The sequence below is a fragment of the Streptomyces sp. NBC_00536 genome (assembly GCF_036346295.1).
Lineage (GTDB): Bacteria > Actinomycetota > Actinomycetes > Streptomycetales > Streptomycetaceae > Streptomyces.
Genome location: NZ_CP107819.1, coordinates 3,668,714 through 3,683,601 on the forward strand (window position 1 = coordinate 3,668,714; position 14,888 = coordinate 3,683,601).

Genomic DNA, 14,888 nt, shown 5'->3' on the forward strand with positions numbered 1-14,888 from the left:
CGCCCGCCGGGGCCCTCAGCGCAGATTCAGCAGCATGGTCACGTCATCGCGGTCGTCGCCCGGGGCGACGCGGATCGCGCCGGGTACGCGGCCCACCTCGCGGTATCCGCAGGAGACGTAGAAGCGCTCCAGGCCGAGCCCGCCGCGGCAGCCGAGCCGGATCGCGTCGATCCCCTCGATGCCGCGGGCCGCGTCGGCGACGGCCGCCATCAGCGCGCGTCCGGCGCCCCGGCCCTGGAGGCCGGGCGCGACCATCACCGTGTACACCCAGAGCCAGTGCCGCATCAGCGCGTGCGAGTTGAGCGCGAGGAACGCCGTCGCCGCGACCCGGCCGTCCCGGTCCCGCCCGACGACCAGCCGGGTGCGGCCCTCCGTCATCGCGACGAGGTGCCTGAGCAGCTCGGGGCGCACGACCTCGTGGGTGACGGGCGGTACGAAGCCCACGGCGCCGCCGGCGTTGGACACCTCGACCCACAGGTCGAGGATCTCCGCGTGCAGGGCGGGGTCGACGACCGGGTCGGCGGTGAAGGTGAGCAAGGCGGGGGCCGTAATGGTCATATGCGAAGGCTAGCCATTACCCGCACCCTTCGGCAACGACCGGAAGGCCCCGGTCCACAAGTGGACCAGGGCCTCCCGTCAGCACAAAGGAGCCGGAATCAGAGCCGCATCGCCTGCGGCTCGTCGCGCAGCCCCGCGTCCGGCCCCGGGTACTCCCGGATGATCTCGTAGCGGGTGTTGCGCTCGACCGGGCGGAAGCCCGCGTCCCGGATCAGCTCCAGCAGGTCGTCACGGCCCAGCTTGTTCGGCGTGCCGTAGTTGTCCGCGTCGTGCGTGATCTTGTACTCGACGACCGAACCGTCCATGTCGTCCGCGCCGTGCTGGAGCGCCAGCTGGGCGGTCTGCACGCCGTGCATCACCCAGAAGACCTTGACGTGCGGGACGTTGTCGAAGAGCAGCCGCGAGACCGCGAAGGTCTTCAGCGCCTCGGCGCCGGTCGCCATCGTCGTCCGCGCCTGGAGCTTGTTGCGGACCTTGCCGTCCTTCATGTCCACGAAGTCGTGCTGGTAGCGCAGCGGGATGAAGACCTGGAAGCCGCCGGTCTCGTCCTGCAGCTCGCGCAGCCGGAGCACGTGGTCCACGCGGTGGCGCGGCTCCTCGATGTGCCCGTACAGCATCGTGCACGGGGTCTTGAGACCCTTCTCGTGCGCGAGGCGGTGGATGCGCGACCAGTCTTCCCAGTGGGTGCGGTGGTCGACGATGTGCTGACGGACCTCCCAGTCGAAGATCTCCGCGCCGCCGCCGGTGAGCGACTCCAGGCCGGCCTCGATCAGCTCGTCCAGGATCTCGGACGCCGTGAGACCGGAGATCGTCTCGAAGTGGTGGATCTCCGTCGCCGTGAACGCCTTCAGCGAGACGTTCGGCAGCGCCTTCTTCAGCTCGCTCAGCGAGCGCGGGTAGTACCGCCACGGCAGGTTGGGGTGCAGGCCGTTGACGATGTGCAGCTCGGTGAGGTTCTCGTTCTCCATGGTCTTGGCCAGGCGAACGGCTTCCTCGATGCGCATCGTGTACGCGTCCTTCTCGCCCGGCTTGCGCTGGAACGAGCAGTAGGCGCAGGAGGCGGTGCAGACGTTCGTCATGTTGAGGTGACGGTTGACGTTGAAGTGGACCACGTCACCGTTCTTGCGGGTCCGCACCTCGTGGGCGAGGCCACCGAGCCAGGCCAGATCGTCCGACTCGTAGAGGGCGATGCCGTCCTCACGCGTCAGCCGCTCGCCGGAGCGGACCTTCTCCTCCAGCTCGCGCTTGAGCCCAGCGTCCATCTGCCGGTCGCCTCCTGTGTCTGTCCTGCTGTCTGTCCTGCTATGTCTGTCGTGACCCCGACCCACCGTACTCTCAGTGCTCTTCCGGCAGTTCCCCGACCCGGTTCTCCCACTTGGTGGAGAGCACGATGGTGGTGCGGGTCCGGGAGACACCCTTGGTGCCGGACAGCCTGCGGATGATCTTCTCCAGGCCGTCCACGTCGTTCGCGCGCACCTTGAGCATGAAGGAGTCGTCGCCCGCGATGAACCAGCAGTCCTCGATCTCCGCGAGGTCGCGCAGCCGCCGGGCCACGTCCTCGTGGTCCGCGGCGTCGGAGAGGGAGATGCCGATCAGCGCGGTGACGCCGAGGCCGAGCGAGGCCGCGTCCACGGTCGCGCGGTAGCCGGTGATCACACCGGCCGTTTCCAGCCGGTTGATCCGGTCGGTGACGCTGGGGCCGGAGAGGCCCACGAGCCGGCCCAGCTCCGCGTAGGAGGCACGGCCGTTCTCCCGGAGGGCCTGGATGAGCTGCCTGTCCACGGTGTCCATATACCTGGAGCCTTCCATTATTCGGCGATCCCGCAAGTTTACGTATAGAATCTAAGGCACACAGGGTCAACACCCTGTGAATCTTTCAACAGATCAACGATGATCTGACGATCTTCAGGAGTGGTTCACCGTGTACACGATCGAGATGGCCTACGCGCAGATGCGACAGCTCCAGGAGCTGGCCAACCGATCCCGTGCCCACCAGCCCGCCGCAGCCCAGCGTGTCGACAAGGCCCGCAAGGCGTTCGGCGCCAAGAAGCGCTAGTCCCGGTTCCCCCGGGCTAGTCCTCGCCAACACCCACACCGGGACCGGGAGCACGGGCCGCGCCCAGCTCCCCGTCCCAACGGCGGTACAGCCGGTGCGGCACCCCTGCCGCGTCCAGCACCCGCCCCGCGACGAAGTCAGCCAGATCCTGGATGTGCGTCGCACCCGCGTAGAACGCCGGAGAGGCGGGCAGCACCACTGCGCCCGCCTCGTCCAGCGTCACCAGTGCCTTGAGCGTCTGACCGCTCAGCGGGGTCTCCCGCACCACGACCACCAGCCGGCGCCGCTCCTTGAGCGTGACGCTCGCCACCCGCTGGAGCAGGTCCTTCGACAGCCCCAGCGCCACCCCCGCCACGCACGCCGTGGACGCGGGCACGATGAGCATCCCCTTGACCGGGTACGAGCCCGATGACGGCCCGGCCGCCAGGTCCCCGGCGTTCCAGTACCGCACCGGGTCCAGATCGAGGCCGGTGAAGGTGCCCGGTTTCCCGTCGGCCCCCCGCTCCAGCCACTGCTCCAGGTCCGCGCGCCAGTGCGCGTCCCGGAAGGCGATCCCGGTCTCGTCCAGCAGCGTGAGCCGCGCGGACCGGCTGACCACCAGGTCCACGCTCTCCCCCGCCGCGAGCAGCCCCCGCAGCACGGACGCCGCGTACGGCGTACCGGACGCCCCCGAAACCCCGACCACCCAGGGGGTGCGCTTGCCGTCACTCATGCGTCCGAGCCTATCCGGGACTTAGAGCACCAGCCCCCGCACCATCAGGTCGCCCAGCGCGCACACGAAGAGCGCGATCCCGATGAAGCCGTTGACGGTGAAGAAGGCCCGGTTCAGCCGGGACAGGTCCTTGGGGGTCACGATCGTGTGCTCGTAGCCGAAGGCGGCCACCACGACGATCAGCCCGGTCCAGAAGAAGGCCCCCGCGCCGGTCGCCAGCGCGTACCAGACCAGCAGCCCGGTGGTCACGACATGACAGACTCGCGACCCCCAAAGCGCCGCCGGGACACCGAAGCGGGCCGGGACGGACTTGACGCCCTCGGCGCGGTCGGCCGCCACGTCCTGGCAGCCGAAGATCAGGTCGAAGCCGCCGATCCACACGCCGACCGCGAGCCCGAGGATCACCGCGTCCCAGGACCACTCACCGGTGACCGCGAGCCAGGCCCCGACCGGACCCATCGCCTGGGCGAGCCCCAGGATGGCGTGCGGGAAGTTCGTGAACCGCTTGCCGTACGGGTACACCACCATCGGGATCACCGCGATGGGCGCCAGCGCCAGGCACAGCGGGTTCAGCAGCGCCGCCGCCCCGAGGAACACGGCGAGCGCGATGCCCGCACCGGTCCAGGCGGAGCGTACGGAGACCGCGCCGGTCACCAGCTCGCGGCCCGCGGTGCGCGGGTTGCGGGCGTCGATCTCGCGGTCGATGATCCGGTTCGCGGCCATCGCGAAGGTGCGCAGGCCCACCATGGCGATGGTGACCAGCAGCAGCTTGACCCAGTGCACCTCACGGTCCAGCTGGAACATCGCGGTGAGCGCGGCGATGTAGGCGAAGGGCAGCGCGAAGACCGAGTGCTCGATCATCACCAGCCGCAGGAACGCCTTCACCTTGCCGGTGGGCCGCGGCGCGGGGCCGGGTCCGACCACTTCGTCGGCGGTGGTCATCATGCGAGGCTTCTCCGGAACTCTTCGAGGTCGCTCAGGAGCGCGGCCGAGACCAGCCGCCCCAGGTCCAGCGACTGCGGCCCCTGGCCGTCGTGGCCCTCGGGCGGGGTGACCTCGGCGCTCACCGCCCAGCTGTCGCCGTCGGCGGGACGGGCGTCCAGGCGCAGCACCGAACCGGCCTCCAGGGTGAAGGCCTCGCTGCCCGCCAGCCCGGCGGCCAGCTGCCCGGCGAAGTCGTCGGCCTCGATGTCGCGCAGGCCGGGCAGCTCGAAGCCGTCGCCCTCGCCGTTCGCGTCCTCGCTCATCAGGGCCCAGATGGTGCCCGGGCCCACGAACTCCTCCGGGGTGACGCCCGCCGCGGCGGCGGCCTCGCGGATGTCCGGGTCGGCCGGGTCCAGTTCGGGGCGCACGAGGGCGACGTACGCCGTGTCGTCACCGATGAAGAGGGCGGGGCCCCCAGCGGTCTGGCTCACAGGCCGTACTCCTTCCAGCGGCGGTCGACGAGGGCGGCGGTCGCGGGGTCGGACTCGACCATGTCGGGCCAGCCGCCGTCCCGCGTGTAGCCCTCTTCGGGGAGTTTCTTGGTGGCGTCGATGCCCGCCTTGCCGCCCCAGAACTGCTGGTAGGAGGCGTGGTCCAGGTGGTCCACCGGGCCTTCGACGATGGTGAGGTCGCGCGCGTAGTCCGTGTTGCCCAGCGCCCGCCAGGACACCTCGTGCAGGTCGTGCACATCGCAGTCGGCGTCCACCACGATGATCAGCTTGGTCAGCGACATCATGTGCGCGCCCCAGATCGCGTGCATGACCTTCTGCGCGTGCTTGGGGTACTTCTTGTCGATCGAGACGATCGCGCAGTTGTGGAAGCCGCCCGACTCCGGCAGGTGGTAGTCCACGATGTCCGGGACGATGATCTTGAGCAGCGGCAGGAAGAAACGCTCCGTCGCGCGGCCCAGCGGCCCGTCCTCGGTCGGCGGGCGGCCGACCACGATCGACTGGATCAGCGGACGCTTGCGCATCGTCACGCAGTCGATCGTCAGGGCCGGGAAGGGCTCCTGCGGGGTGTAGAAACCGGTGTGGTCGCCGAAGGGGCCCTCGGGGAGCATCTCCCCCGGCTCCAGCCAGCCCTCGATGACGACCTCGGCATTGGCCGGGACCTGGAGCGGGACGGTCTTGCAGTCCACCATCTCGATCCGCTTGCCCGCGACGAACCCGGCGAAGAGGTACTCGTCGATGTCGCCCGGCAGCGGCGCGGTGGACGCGTACGTCACGGCCGGGGGGCAGCCGAAGGCGATCGCGACCGGCAGCCGCTCGCCCTTCTTGGCGGCGACGGCGTAGTGGTTGCGGCTGTCCTTGTGGATCTGCCAGTGCATGCCGATGGTGCGCTTGTCGTGGCGCTGGAGGCGGTAGAGACCCAGGTTGCGCACGCCGGTCTCGGGGTGCTTGGTGTGGGTCAGCCCCAGGTTGAAGAAGGAGCCGCCGTCCTTGGGCCAGGTGAAGAGGGCCGGCAGTTGGTCCAGGTCCACGTCGTCCCCGGTGAGGACGACCTCCTGGACGGGCGCGGACTCGCCCTTCACCTTCTTCGGCGGCACGTGCACCATCGAGCCGAGCTTGCCGAAGGCCTCGCGGACGCCGATGAAACCCTGCGGCAGCTCGGGCTTGAGCAGGCCGCCGATCTTGTCGCTGATCTCGGCGTAGGACTTCAGGCCCAGCGCCTTGAGCAGGCGGCGGTCGGTGCCGAAGACGTTCATGGCCAGCGGCATCGCCGAGCCCTTGACGTTCTCGAAGAGCAGCGCGGGCCCGCCCGCCTTGTTCACTCTGTCGACGATCTCCCCGACCTCCAGGTACGGGTCCACTTCGGCCTTGATGCGCTTGAGGTCGCCCTCCCGCTCCAGAGCCCGGAGCAGCGAGCGGAGATCGTCGTAAGCCATGCGACCCAGTATCGGCCACGGACTACCCTGGGAGAGTCACCGGGGCCCGAGCGGCCCCGCCACCGTCTTGGGGGTCTGGCTCTCACGTGCTGCGCTATCTGCCGTTCCTGCTGATCATCGCGCTGACCATCTACGCCTTCATCGACTGCCTGAACACGCCCGAGGAAGAGGTCAAGCACCTCCCGAAGGTGGTGTGGGTGATCATCATCCTGCTGTTCTCGATCGTCGGCCCCGTCGTGTGGCTGTTCGCCGGGAAGAAGCGCGTCGAGGCCGGTGGTTTCGGCGGCGGCGGCCGCGCGCGGCGCGCGCAGTGGGTCGCGCCGGACGACAACCCCGAGTTCCTGAAGTCCCTGCGGGACGAGACGGACAGGGACAAGGACAAGGACCGGGACCGCAAGAAGGACGGCGACCCCGACAACAAGGGGTAGCCGTCCTTCAGCCGGTGTGCGGCTCGGCGGGGGTGTCGCTCACACCCCGTCGCTCACACCCCGCCGTACGAGTGCTTGCCGTTGAGCAGGATGTTCACGCCGTAGTAGTTCCAGATCCAGCACGCGAAGGCGAAGAGCGCCAGGTAGGCGGCCTTGCGGCCCTTCCAGCCGGCCGTGGCGCGCGCGTGCAGGTAGCAGGCGTAGGCGACCCAGGTGATGAAGGACCAGACCTCCTTGGGGTCCCAGCCCCAGTACCGGCCCCAGGCGTCGTTCGCCCAGATCGCGCCCGCGATGATCGTGAAGGTCCACAGCGGGAAGACCGCCGCGTTGATCCGGTACGAGAACTTGTCGAGCGAGGCCGCCGAGGGCAGCCGCTCCAGCACCGAGGCGCGGAAGGTGCCCGGCTTGGCGCCCTGGGCGAGCTGGCTCTCGTAGCCGTCGCGGAACAGGTAGAGGACCGTACCGGCCGCGCCGATGTAGAAGACCGCGCCGCAGATGATCGCGGTGGAGACGTGGATCCACAGCCAGTACGAGTGCAGGGCCGGGACCAGCGCCGCGCTGTCGGTGTAGAGCCAGGTCGTGGCCACGCCCAGGTCCAGCAGGACGGTAGTGACCAGGAGCAGGCCCAGCCAGCGGACGTTCTTGCCCAGCACCAGCAGCAGCAGGTACGCGCCGGCGGCCACCGTGGAGAAGGTGATCGAGAACTCGTACATGTTGCCCCAGGGCGCCCGCTGCACCGACAGGGCGCGGCTGACCACGCCGCCCGCCGCGAGCAGGAAGCCGAGGAAGGTCAGCGAGATCGCGATCCGGCCGTACAGGTCGCCCTGGACCGTGCCGCCCGCCGCGCCCGGACCGTCCGGCACGTCCCGGGTGCCGGTGGCGGAGCGGGTGACGACCTGCGGCTTGTCGAGCACCGCGGTGCCCCCCGCCTTGGTGCGGACCTGGACGGCGGGGGCCTTGGCGGCGCCCGCGCCCGCCGTCAGCGCGTTGGCCGTACGGGCCACCTTGCTGCGGCTGCCGAAGACCCATTCGGCGATGTGGGCGAAGAAGGCGAGGGTGTAGACCGCCATCGACGAATAGATCAGCACGTTGCTGGCGTGGGCCAGGCTCGTGTTGGTCGCGGCTGCTGCGAGCAGCGTCATCCGCGTTCTCCTTCAACGGTTGCTTCGACAGGGTTGTTGCCGGGTGCAGGGGCGGACTCGGGCGCGGACTCGGACTCGGACTCGGGCTCGGGATCGGGCTCGGGATCGGGCTCGGGCGCGGTCGGCGCCCGCTCGTTCAGCCGGGCGGCCAGGTCCGCGAGTTCCTCGGGGAGCTTGGCGGACTCGCTGCGGCCGAGTCCCGCCATCTCGACGACGGTCACGCCGTCCGCGCCGGTCACCGCCCGGACCCAGACCCGGCGGCGCTGGATGAACAGCGAGGCGGCGAGGCCCAGGATGGCCGCGATCGCGCCCGCCAGCGCGTAGCCGGTGCCGGGCTCCTGGGAGATCTGGAAGGTGGCCCAGCGCTCGATGCCCTCGAACTTCACGGTGCCCGCGCCGTCCGGGAGCGTCATCGTGTCGCCGGGGATCATCAGCTCGGCGAACGGTTCGCCGTTCTCCTTCTTGAACTGCTGCAGCTTGGCGGTGTCCAGCTGGTACACGTTCTGCGGCAGCCCCGAGTCCACGCCCAGGCTGCCGTGCCAGGCGTTGAGCGCCAGGACCGGGAAGTCGGGGGCGGGGAACTGGGAGAGCATGGTGCCCTTGCCCTTGCCCGCGAAGGTCGGCACGAACCGGGCGTTGAAGCCCAGCTGCTCCTTCTTGCCGTTCTTGTCCTGGTAGCCGTCGGTGACCTTGACGGCTCCGGCGGAGGTCAGGTTCGCGTCCTGCGGCAGCATCGGCACGGCGTCCTTGAAGACCACCTTGCCGGAGGGGTCGGTCACCGAGATGACGGGCGCGTAGCCGTGGCCCAGCAGGTAGACCTTGGAGCCCTCGACGTCGAGCGGCTTGTTGACCTCGATCTCGGTCTTCGTCGGGGTGCCGTGCGCGCCCTTGCTGTAGGTGACGTACGCCTTGAACTCGCGCGGGGTGCCCTTCTGCGGGCCGGTCTTCTCGTACTCCGCGTCGAACTGGTCCAGGGTGAAGCTGAAGGGCGGCAGGTCGTCCGAGCTGAAGAGGCTGCCGGACTTGAAGTCGTCGTACTGGGTGAGCGTGTTCGAGAAGCCCTTGCCGCGCAGGACGAGCTTGCCGCCCTCGGACTTGAGCAGCTGGCCGGTGGCGAAGGCCACCAGCATCACGATCAGCGCGAGGTGGAACATCAGGTTCCCGGCCTCGCGCAGATAGCCCTTCTCGGCGGCGACCGCACTCCCCGAGGGGTCCGCGTCGGTACGGAAGCGGCGCCCGCCGAGCACCTCCTTCGCGTACGAGAGCACCTCGTCCGGAGCCGCCCCGGTGCGCCAGGTCGTGTAGGCGGGCAGCCGGTCCAGGCGCCGGGGGGCACCCGGCGGGCGGCCGCGGAGCTGGCCGACGAACTGCCAGGTGCGCGGGACGATGCAGCCGATCAGCGACACGAAGAGCAGGATGTAGATCGCGGAGAACCACACCGAGCTGTAGACGTCGAAGAGCTGGAGCTTCTCGGCGACCGGCACCCAGAACTCGTGCTTGCCCTTCCAGATCGACACCTTCATCGGGTCGACCCGGTTCTGCGGGATCAGCGAGCCGGGGATCGAGCCGAGGGACAGCAGGAAGAGCAGGATCAGCGCCACCCGCATGGAGGTGAGCTGCCGCCAGAACCAGCGGATCCAGCCGAGCACGCCGATGCCGACGGCGGGGCCGCCGGCCGGCGGGTCCTCCAGCGGGGCGGTGGACAGCTGGGCCGCGGCGGCGGCGTCGGTGGCGGCCGCTGCGGCCTCGGTGGCGGCCGCTGCGGTGGCGGCCGCGGAGGCCTCGGGGTCCGACGCCACGGTGGGCGCCTTGTCGCTCGTACTCATGTGCTTTTAGTCCTCAGATCCCCACCGTGAAGCCCTGTGTCCAGCTCTGCATGTCGCTGACGATGGTGTCCCACCAACCTGTGACGAGCAGCAGACCGGTCAGGATCAGCATGCCGCCGCCGATGCGCATCACCCACGCATAGTGCTTCTTCACCCAGCCGAACGCGCCGAGCGCCTTGCGGAAGGCGATCGCGGCGAGGATGAAGGGCAGGCCGAGGCCCAGACAGTACGCCGTGGTCAGCAGTGCGCCGCGCCCGGCGCTCGCCTCGTTCAGGGAGAGCGTGTTCACGGCGGCGAGGGTCGGGCCCATGCAGGGCGTCCAGCCGATGCCGAAGAGGACACCGAGGACGGGGGCGCCGATCAGGCCGCCGGTGGGCTTCTTGTGGAAGCGGAACTCCCGCATCGTCAGGCCCGGGATCAGCCCCATGAAGAACAGCCCCATGAGGATGACCACACCGCCCAGCACCCGCGAGATCACGGCCCGGTTGTCCTGGAGGACATCGCCGAAGTAGCCGAAGAGCGCGCCGGTGGAGACGAAGACGGCGGTGAAGCCGAGGATGAACAGGCTCGCGCCGGCCAGCATCCGCCCGCGCCGGGCCTCCGCCATGTCGGCGCCGGTGACGCCGGTGACGTAGGAGAGGTAGCCGGGGACGAGCGGCAGCACGCACGGGGAGAAGAAGGAGACGAGCCCGGCGAGTACGGCGATGGGCAGGGCGAGCAGCAGGGCTCCGCCGAGTACGGTCTCGTTCACGCCGGTCACTTCTCCGCGAGGAGCGGGTCGATCATCTTGCGCAACTGCTCCTCGTTGACCGCGACCAGGGTGCGGGCGGCGATCTTGCCCTCCTTGTCGAGGACGATCGTGGAGGGGATCGACTGCGCGTTGAGCGTGCCCTTGGGGAAGCGGAGCATCAGCTTTCCGTCGGGGTCGTAGAGGCTCGGGTAGGTGATCCCGAAGTTCTCCTCGAAGGAGACCGCGTTCTGCTTGCTGTTGTCGCGGGTGTTGATCCCGACGAAGGCGATGTCCTTGCCCGCGTCGGCCAGCTCCTTGGAGACCTTGGCGAAATAGGGGGCCTCGGCGCGGCACGGCGGGCACCAGGAGCCCCACACGTTGAGGACGACGACCTTGCCCTTGAGGGTGGTCGTGTCGAGCGTCTTGCCGTCGACCGTCTCGCCGTCGAGCTTGGGGGCGTCGTCGCGCTTGCCCTTGGCGACGGTGGAGATGCCGCCCGGGCCCGTCACGTAGTTGCCGCCCCCGGAACCGGCGGACTTACTGCCGCCGGCCGAATCTCCGCAGGCGGTGAGGGTGAGGGCGCCCGCGACGGCCACCGCGGTCAGCAGGACGGCGCGACCGCTGGTCGAGCGGCGGCGACTACGACGGACACGCGCGCGGCTAAGGCTCATGTGAAAAGTTTCGCATGGGCGAATTGTGGATCTTGCGCGCCCCCCGGCCGCCCGTCCGACAACCGGCCGACGACCGGCCGACAACCGGTCAGCCGCTGGTCAGGCGCTGGTCAGGCGCCGGTCAGGCCGTGGTGAGGAAGCCCTTCCAGCCACCGGTGGGCGGCTGACCGGGCGCCAGTCCGCGCAGCTTGGCCAGCACCTTGGGGTCCTGGACGTCCAGCCAGTCGGTGAACTGCCGGAACGATACGAGGCGTACGTCGCTTTTGTCCGCCATGGACTTGAGCGCTTCCTCGACGGCGTCCATGTAGATCCCGCCGTTCCAGTCCTCGAAGTGGTTGCCGATGAAGAGCGGGGCGCGGTTGGTCTCGTAGGCCCGCCGGAAGCCGCCCTGGTAGGCGGCCGCGGCCTGGCTGCGCCAGCCCGGGTAGTTGGAGGGAACGCCGCGGGTGGTGTTCTTCGACTGGTTGGCGAGGATGTTGTAGTCCATCGACAGCACCTCGAAGGAGTGCCCGGGGAAGGGCATGGACTGCAGCGGCAGGTCCCACACGCTCCCCTTCTTCTCCGGCCACTGCTGCAGGCCGCCGGGCGAGCTGGCGTCGTAGCGCCAGCCGAGCTTCTCGGCGGTGGGCAGCAGCTGGTCCTGGCCGAGCAGACACGGCGTACGGGCGCCGACCAGCTCCTTCGCGTAGTCGAAGGGCAGCGGTTCGAGGTCGGTGAAGCCGGTGTTGGTGCGCCAGTTGGTGACGAAGGACACGGCCTGGTCGATCTCGCTCTGCCAGTCCTGCGGGGTCCAGTTGCCGACCGAACCGGATCCGCCGCAGAAGTGCCCGTTGAAGTGGGTGCCGATCTCGTGACCGTCGAGCCACGCCTGGCGCACGCACTTCAGCGTGTTGCGGACGTTCTCGTCCTTGAGGTAGCCGATGTCCGAGGCGCCCACCGGGTTGTTCGGCGGCCGGTAGAGGTCCCGCTTCGACTCGGGGAGCAGGTAGATCCCGGAGAGGAAGAAGGTCATGCCCGCGTGGTGGTCCTTGGCGAGCTTGAGGAAGCGCGGGAAGAGGCCGTTGCCGATCTCGCCCGCGCCGTCCCAGCTGAAGACGACGAACTGGGGCGGGGTCTCCCCGGGCTGGAGGGGCACCGGCTTCGCGGGCTGGTTCGGCTGCGGTCCGGTGTCGGCGGTGGAACCGTCACCGATGCGCCGGACCGGGTGCGCGGCGCCGCCGCTCGGGGCGGGCCCGGCCTTGCCGGATCCCGTCCCCATCCGGGCGTCACCGGAACCGGAACCGGGCCCTGAACCGGAACCGGACCCGGAACCGCCGCCGCATCCCGCGATGCCCATCGCGGCCACGGCGCCGAGTCCGGCCCCAAGCCCCAGACTGAGCGCGCCCCTTCGGCTGACTTCACGCATGTCGCCCACCTCGCTCACCCCGCGCTGGAATGTCGTATAAACGGACATTCCATGCGCAGGGTGGTCGGTGGCGCGGTACCCGCGCGGCGACTTGTATGAAATTAGGTCAAGTCATGGCGAATCTTGACGATCGAACGGCCGGTCGCCGAGGCATCGTCAGGTGTCGCCCGGAGACCGGATCAGGCGCCGCCCGGGGACCGGATCAGATCAGGCGCCGAACGCCTTCGACGCGCCCTTCACCGGCTTCGCGCCCGCGAGCAGATGCGCCGGGACCAGGTCCCGGGCCGGCTCGCTGTAGCCCACCGACACGATCTTGTCGCCCTGGTACGTGAACGACGTGAGCGAAGCCAGCGTGCACTGCCGGCGCCGCGGGTCGTGCCACAGCCTGCGCTTCTCGGCGAAGCTGCGCACGATCCAGATCGGCAGCTGGTGGCTCACGCACACCGCCTCGTGACCGCGGGCCGCGTCGCGCGCCGCGTCCAGCGCGCCCATCATCCGGACCACCTGCTCGACGTACGGCTCGCCCCAGGACGGCTGGAACGGGTTCGTCAGGTGCTTCCAGTTGGCGGGCTTGCGCAGCGCGCCGTCGCCGACGCCGAAGGTCTTGCCCTCGAAGACGTTGGCCGCCTCGATCAGCCGGTCGTCGGTCGCCAGGTCCAGGCTGTGCGCCTTGGCGATCGGCGCCGCCGTCTCCTGCGCGCGCTCCAGCGGGGAGGACACGACATGCGTGATGTCGCGGTTCTCCAGGTGCTCGGCGACCCGCTCGGCCATCTGCCGGCCCAGCTCGGACAGGTGGTAGCCGGGGCGGCGCCCGTAGAGGACCCCGTCCGGGTTGTGCACCTCACCGTGGCGCATCAGGTGGACGACGGTGATGTCGCTGCTGCTCATGCGGCGGCCTCCGGGGTGGCCTCGGCGGCGGCGCGGGCGGCGGCGGGCAGTGCCGCGGCGATGCGCTCGATCGCCCGCTCGTCGTGGGCGGTGGAGACGAACCAGGACTCGAAGGACGAGGGCGGCAGGTAGACGCCCTGCGCCAGCATCGAGTGGAAGAAGCCGGTGAAGCGGAAGCTCTCCTGCTTCTTGGCGTCGTCGTAGTTCCTGACCTCGTCCTCGGTGAAGAAGACGGAGAACATGTTGGACGCGGTCTGCAGCCGGTGCGCCACGCCCTCCTTGCGGAGCGCGTCCGTCACCAGGCCCTGGATCTCGGCCGACACGGCGTCGACCTTCGCGTACGCCGCCTCGTCGAGCAGCCGCAGCTGCGCGAGACCGGCGGCCGTCGCGATCGGGTTACCGGAGAGGGTGCCCGCCTGGTAGACGGGGCCGACGGGGGCCAGGTGCCCCATGACGTCGGCGCGGCCGCCGAAGGCCGCGGCCGGGAAGCCGCCGCCCATGACCTTGCCGAAGGTCATCAGGTCGGGCGTGACCCCGTCCACGCCGAACCAGCCGGCGCGGGAGGTGCGGAAGCCCGTCATCACCTCGTCGGAGATGTACAGCGCGCCGTTCGCGCGGCACAGGTCGGCCAGGCCCTGGTTGAACCCCTCGCCAGGGGTCACCACGCCCATGTTGCCGGGCGCGGCCTCGGTGATCACACAGGCGATCTCACCGGGGTGCGCGGCGAAGGCGGCACGGACCGCTTCGAGGTCGTTGTAGGGGAGGACGATCGTGTCGCCGGCCTGCGCGCCCGTCACACCGGGGGTGTCGGGCAGCGCGAAGGTCGCGAGGCCCGAACCGGCGGCGGCGAGGAGCGCGTCCACGTGGCCGTGGTAGCAGCCCGCGAACTTCACGATCTTGGCCCGGCCGGTGAAGCCGCGGGCCAGCCGGATCGCGGACATGGTGGCCTCCGTACCGGAGGACACCAGGCGCACCTGCTCGACGGGCTCGATCCGCGCGACGATCTCCTCGGCGAGCGCGACCTCGCCCTCGCCGGGGGTGCCGAAGGACGTGCCGCGGGAGACCGCGGCCTGCACGGCCTCGATCACGGCGGGGTGGGAATGGCCGAGGATCATCGGCCCCCACGAGCAGACCAGGTCGACGTACTCGCGGCCATCGGCATCGGTGAGGTACGGACCGGTACCGGACACCATGAACCGGGGCGTTCCCCCCACGGCGCGGAATGCACGCACCGGAGAGTTCACGCCGCCGGGGGTCACGAGGGACGCGCGGTCAAACAGGTTCTGCGAGACTGGGGCTTCATACGGATACGGGTAGCTCACACCAGCCATGGTCTCAGAGGCCGCGACAGACTTGCGGACGGGCGTTTCACCGCGCCGCCGCGGGGGAGGTCACTGCCATGATGATCAGGCCGCGTGGCGGGGGTCACGGGGCCGGGGCAGGCAAGACCAGTCGGGTGGAGATATGCAACGCGGTGGCGGACCGGGCGAGGGTACGGACGGCCTGGGGCCCGAGCGTGCGCGCGAGGCCCGCGACGCTTCCCGTGATGCCGCCCGCGATGCTTCCCGTGACGTTTCCCGAGACGTTTCCCGTGATGCCCGGC

The 14,888-nt window shown here is 69.9% G+C and carries 16 protein-coding genes; 2 read left to right on the forward strand and 14 right to left on the reverse strand.

What is annotated here, in order from left to right; all coding sequences use genetic code 11:
* Positions 1 to 15 precede the first annotated feature (15 nt).
* The 3 genes from OHS33_RS15865 to OHS33_RS15875 form a co-directional block, all read right to left on the reverse strand.
* Positions 16 to 558, reverse strand: coding sequence for a GNAT family N-acetyltransferase (locus OHS33_RS15865; protein WP_330331055.1), 543 nt, complete (start codon positions 556 to 558; stop codon positions 16 to 18).
* A gap of 98 nt (positions 559 to 656) precedes the next feature.
* Positions 657 to 1,820 carry an aminofutalosine synthase MqnE gene (mqnE, locus tag OHS33_RS15870; protein ID WP_330331056.1) on the reverse strand — a complete coding sequence of 388 codons (1,164 nt, stop codon included), beginning with the start codon at positions 1,818 to 1,820 and terminating at the stop codon, positions 657 to 659.
* Between the two features lie 73 nt (positions 1,821 to 1,893).
* Entirely contained in the window at positions 1,894 to 2,349 is a 456-nt protein-coding gene (locus OHS33_RS15875) for an Lrp/AsnC family transcriptional regulator (RefSeq protein WP_330331057.1), read from the reverse strand.
* Positions 2,350 to 2,479: 130 nt separating this feature from the next.
* Here OHS33_RS15875 and OHS33_RS15880 point away from each other — a divergent pair, with 130 nt between their 5' ends.
* On the forward strand, positions 2,480 to 2,614 hold the full coding sequence (locus tag OHS33_RS15880) for a hypothetical protein (RefSeq protein WP_330335351.1): 135 nt from the start codon (positions 2,480 to 2,482) through the stop codon (positions 2,612 to 2,614).
* Positions 2,615 to 2,630: 16 nt separating this feature from the next.
* Here OHS33_RS15880 and OHS33_RS15885 read toward each other — a convergent pair whose 3' ends face one another.
* Genes OHS33_RS15885 through OHS33_RS15900 form a run of 4 tightly spaced genes read right to left on the reverse strand, consistent with a single transcriptional unit; the run spans position 2,631 to position 6,195 of the window.
* Positions 2,631 to 3,326 carry a UbiX family flavin prenyltransferase gene (locus OHS33_RS15885; RefSeq protein ID WP_330331058.1) on the reverse strand — a complete coding sequence of 232 codons (696 nt, stop codon included), beginning with the start codon at positions 3,324 to 3,326 and terminating at the stop codon, positions 2,631 to 2,633.
* A gap of 21 nt (positions 3,327 to 3,347) precedes the next feature.
* The gene (mqnP, locus tag OHS33_RS15890) at positions 3,348 to 4,271 is read right to left on the reverse strand and encodes a menaquinone biosynthesis prenyltransferase MqnP (protein ID WP_443065307.1); all 924 of its coding nucleotides are present in this window, start codon (positions 4,269 to 4,271) and stop codon (positions 3,348 to 3,350) included.
* Entirely contained in the window at positions 4,268 to 4,741 is a 474-nt protein-coding gene (locus tag OHS33_RS15895; protein WP_330331059.1) for a hypothetical protein, read from the reverse strand. The genes mqnP and OHS33_RS15895 overlap by 4 nt, the downstream gene beginning before the upstream one ends.
* On the reverse strand, positions 4,738 to 6,195 hold the full coding sequence (locus tag OHS33_RS15900; protein ID WP_330331060.1) for a menaquinone biosynthesis decarboxylase: 1,458 nt from the start codon (positions 6,193 to 6,195) through the stop codon (positions 4,738 to 4,740). Before OHS33_RS15900 ends, OHS33_RS15895 begins: the two co-directional genes overlap by 4 nt.
* An 86-nt stretch (positions 6,196 to 6,281) precedes the next feature.
* On the opposite strand from OHS33_RS15900, the gene OHS33_RS15905 reads away from it, so the two are divergent.
* Positions 6,282 to 6,623 carry a PLD nuclease N-terminal domain-containing protein gene (locus OHS33_RS15905; RefSeq protein ID WP_330331061.1) on the forward strand — a complete coding sequence of 114 codons (342 nt, stop codon included), beginning with the start codon at positions 6,282 to 6,284 and terminating at the stop codon, positions 6,621 to 6,623.
* Between the two features lie 53 nt (positions 6,624 to 6,676).
* Here the strand turns inward: OHS33_RS15905 and ccsB are convergent, their stop codons facing one another.
* From ccsB to hemL, 7 genes are all read right to left on the reverse strand, one after another.
* Positions 6,677 to 7,759 carry a c-type cytochrome biogenesis protein CcsB gene (ccsB, locus tag OHS33_RS15910; RefSeq protein ID WP_330335070.1) on the reverse strand — a complete coding sequence of 361 codons (1,083 nt, stop codon included), beginning with the start codon at positions 7,757 to 7,759 and terminating at the stop codon, positions 6,677 to 6,679.
* Between the two features lie 2 nt (positions 7,760 to 7,761).
* Entirely contained in the window at positions 7,762 to 9,591 is a 1,830-nt protein-coding gene (gene resB / locus OHS33_RS15915) for a cytochrome c biogenesis protein ResB (RefSeq protein WP_330331062.1), read from the reverse strand.
* 13 nt (positions 9,592 to 9,604) lie between these two features.
* Positions 9,605 to 10,351, reverse strand: a complete 747-nt coding sequence (locus OHS33_RS15920) for a cytochrome c biogenesis CcdA family protein (protein WP_283460092.1) — start codon at positions 10,349 to 10,351, stop codon at positions 9,605 to 9,607.
* Entirely contained in the window at positions 10,348 to 10,992 is a 645-nt protein-coding gene (locus OHS33_RS15925) for a TlpA family protein disulfide reductase (RefSeq protein WP_330331063.1), read from the reverse strand. Before OHS33_RS15925 ends, OHS33_RS15920 begins: the two co-directional genes overlap by 4 nt.
* 121 nt (positions 10,993 to 11,113) lie before the next feature.
* Complete coding sequence (locus tag OHS33_RS15930; protein WP_330331064.1) at positions 11,114 to 12,397, reverse strand: hypothetical protein; 1,284 nt, start codon at positions 12,395 to 12,397, stop codon at positions 11,114 to 11,116.
* A gap of 207 nt (positions 12,398 to 12,604) precedes the next feature.
* A complete protein-coding gene (locus OHS33_RS15935; RefSeq protein ID WP_330331065.1) occupies positions 12,605 to 13,285 on the reverse strand; it encodes a histidine phosphatase family protein in 681 nt (226 codons plus the stop codon).
* The gene (hemL, locus tag OHS33_RS15940) at positions 13,282 to 14,616 is read right to left on the reverse strand and encodes a glutamate-1-semialdehyde 2,1-aminomutase (protein WP_330331066.1); all 1,335 of its coding nucleotides are present in this window, start codon (positions 14,614 to 14,616) and stop codon (positions 13,282 to 13,284) included. The genes OHS33_RS15935 and hemL overlap by 4 nt, the downstream gene beginning before the upstream one ends.
* Positions 14,617 to 14,888: the final 272 nt, after the last annotated feature.

Excerpts from the sequence above, each read along its gene's own strand:
- OHS33_RS15865 (WP_330331055.1), bottom strand. The coding sequence starts at position 558 with ATGACCATTACGGCCCCCGCCTTGCTCACCTTCACCGCCGACCCGGTC.
- mqnE (WP_330331056.1), bottom strand. The coding sequence starts at position 1,820 with ATGGACGCTGGGCTCAAGCGCGAGCTGGAGGAGAAGGTCCGCTCCGGC.
- OHS33_RS15875 (WP_330331057.1), bottom strand. The coding sequence starts at position 2,349 with ATGGACACCGTGGACAGGCAGCTCATCCAGGCCCTCCGGGAGAACGGC.
- OHS33_RS15885 (WP_330331058.1), bottom strand. The coding sequence starts at position 3,326 with ATGAGTGACGGCAAGCGCACCCCCTGGGTGGTCGGGGTTTCGGGGGCG.
- mqnP (WP_443065307.1), bottom strand. The coding sequence starts at position 4,271 with ATGATGACCACCGCCGACGAAGTGGTCGGACCCGGCCCCGCGCCGCGG.
- OHS33_RS15900 (WP_330331060.1), bottom strand. The coding sequence starts at position 6,195 with ATGGCTTACGACGATCTCCGCTCGCTGCTCCGGGCTCTGGAGCGGGAG.
- resB (WP_330331062.1), bottom strand. The coding sequence starts at position 9,591 with ATGAGTACGAGCGACAAGGCGCCCACCGTGGCGTCGGACCCCGAGGCC.
- OHS33_RS15925 (WP_330331063.1), bottom strand. The coding sequence starts at position 10,992 with ATGAGCCTTAGCCGCGCGCGTGTCCGTCGTAGTCGCCGCCGCTCGACC.
- OHS33_RS15930 (WP_330331064.1), bottom strand. The coding sequence starts at position 12,397 with ATGCGTGAAGTCAGCCGAAGGGGCGCGCTCAGTCTGGGGCTTGGGGCC.
- OHS33_RS15935 (WP_330331065.1), bottom strand. The coding sequence starts at position 13,285 with ATGAGCAGCAGCGACATCACCGTCGTCCACCTGATGCGCCACGGTGAG.
- hemL (WP_330331066.1), bottom strand. The coding sequence starts at position 14,616 with ATGGCTGGTGTGAGCTACCCGTATCCGTATGAAGCCCCAGTCTCGCAG.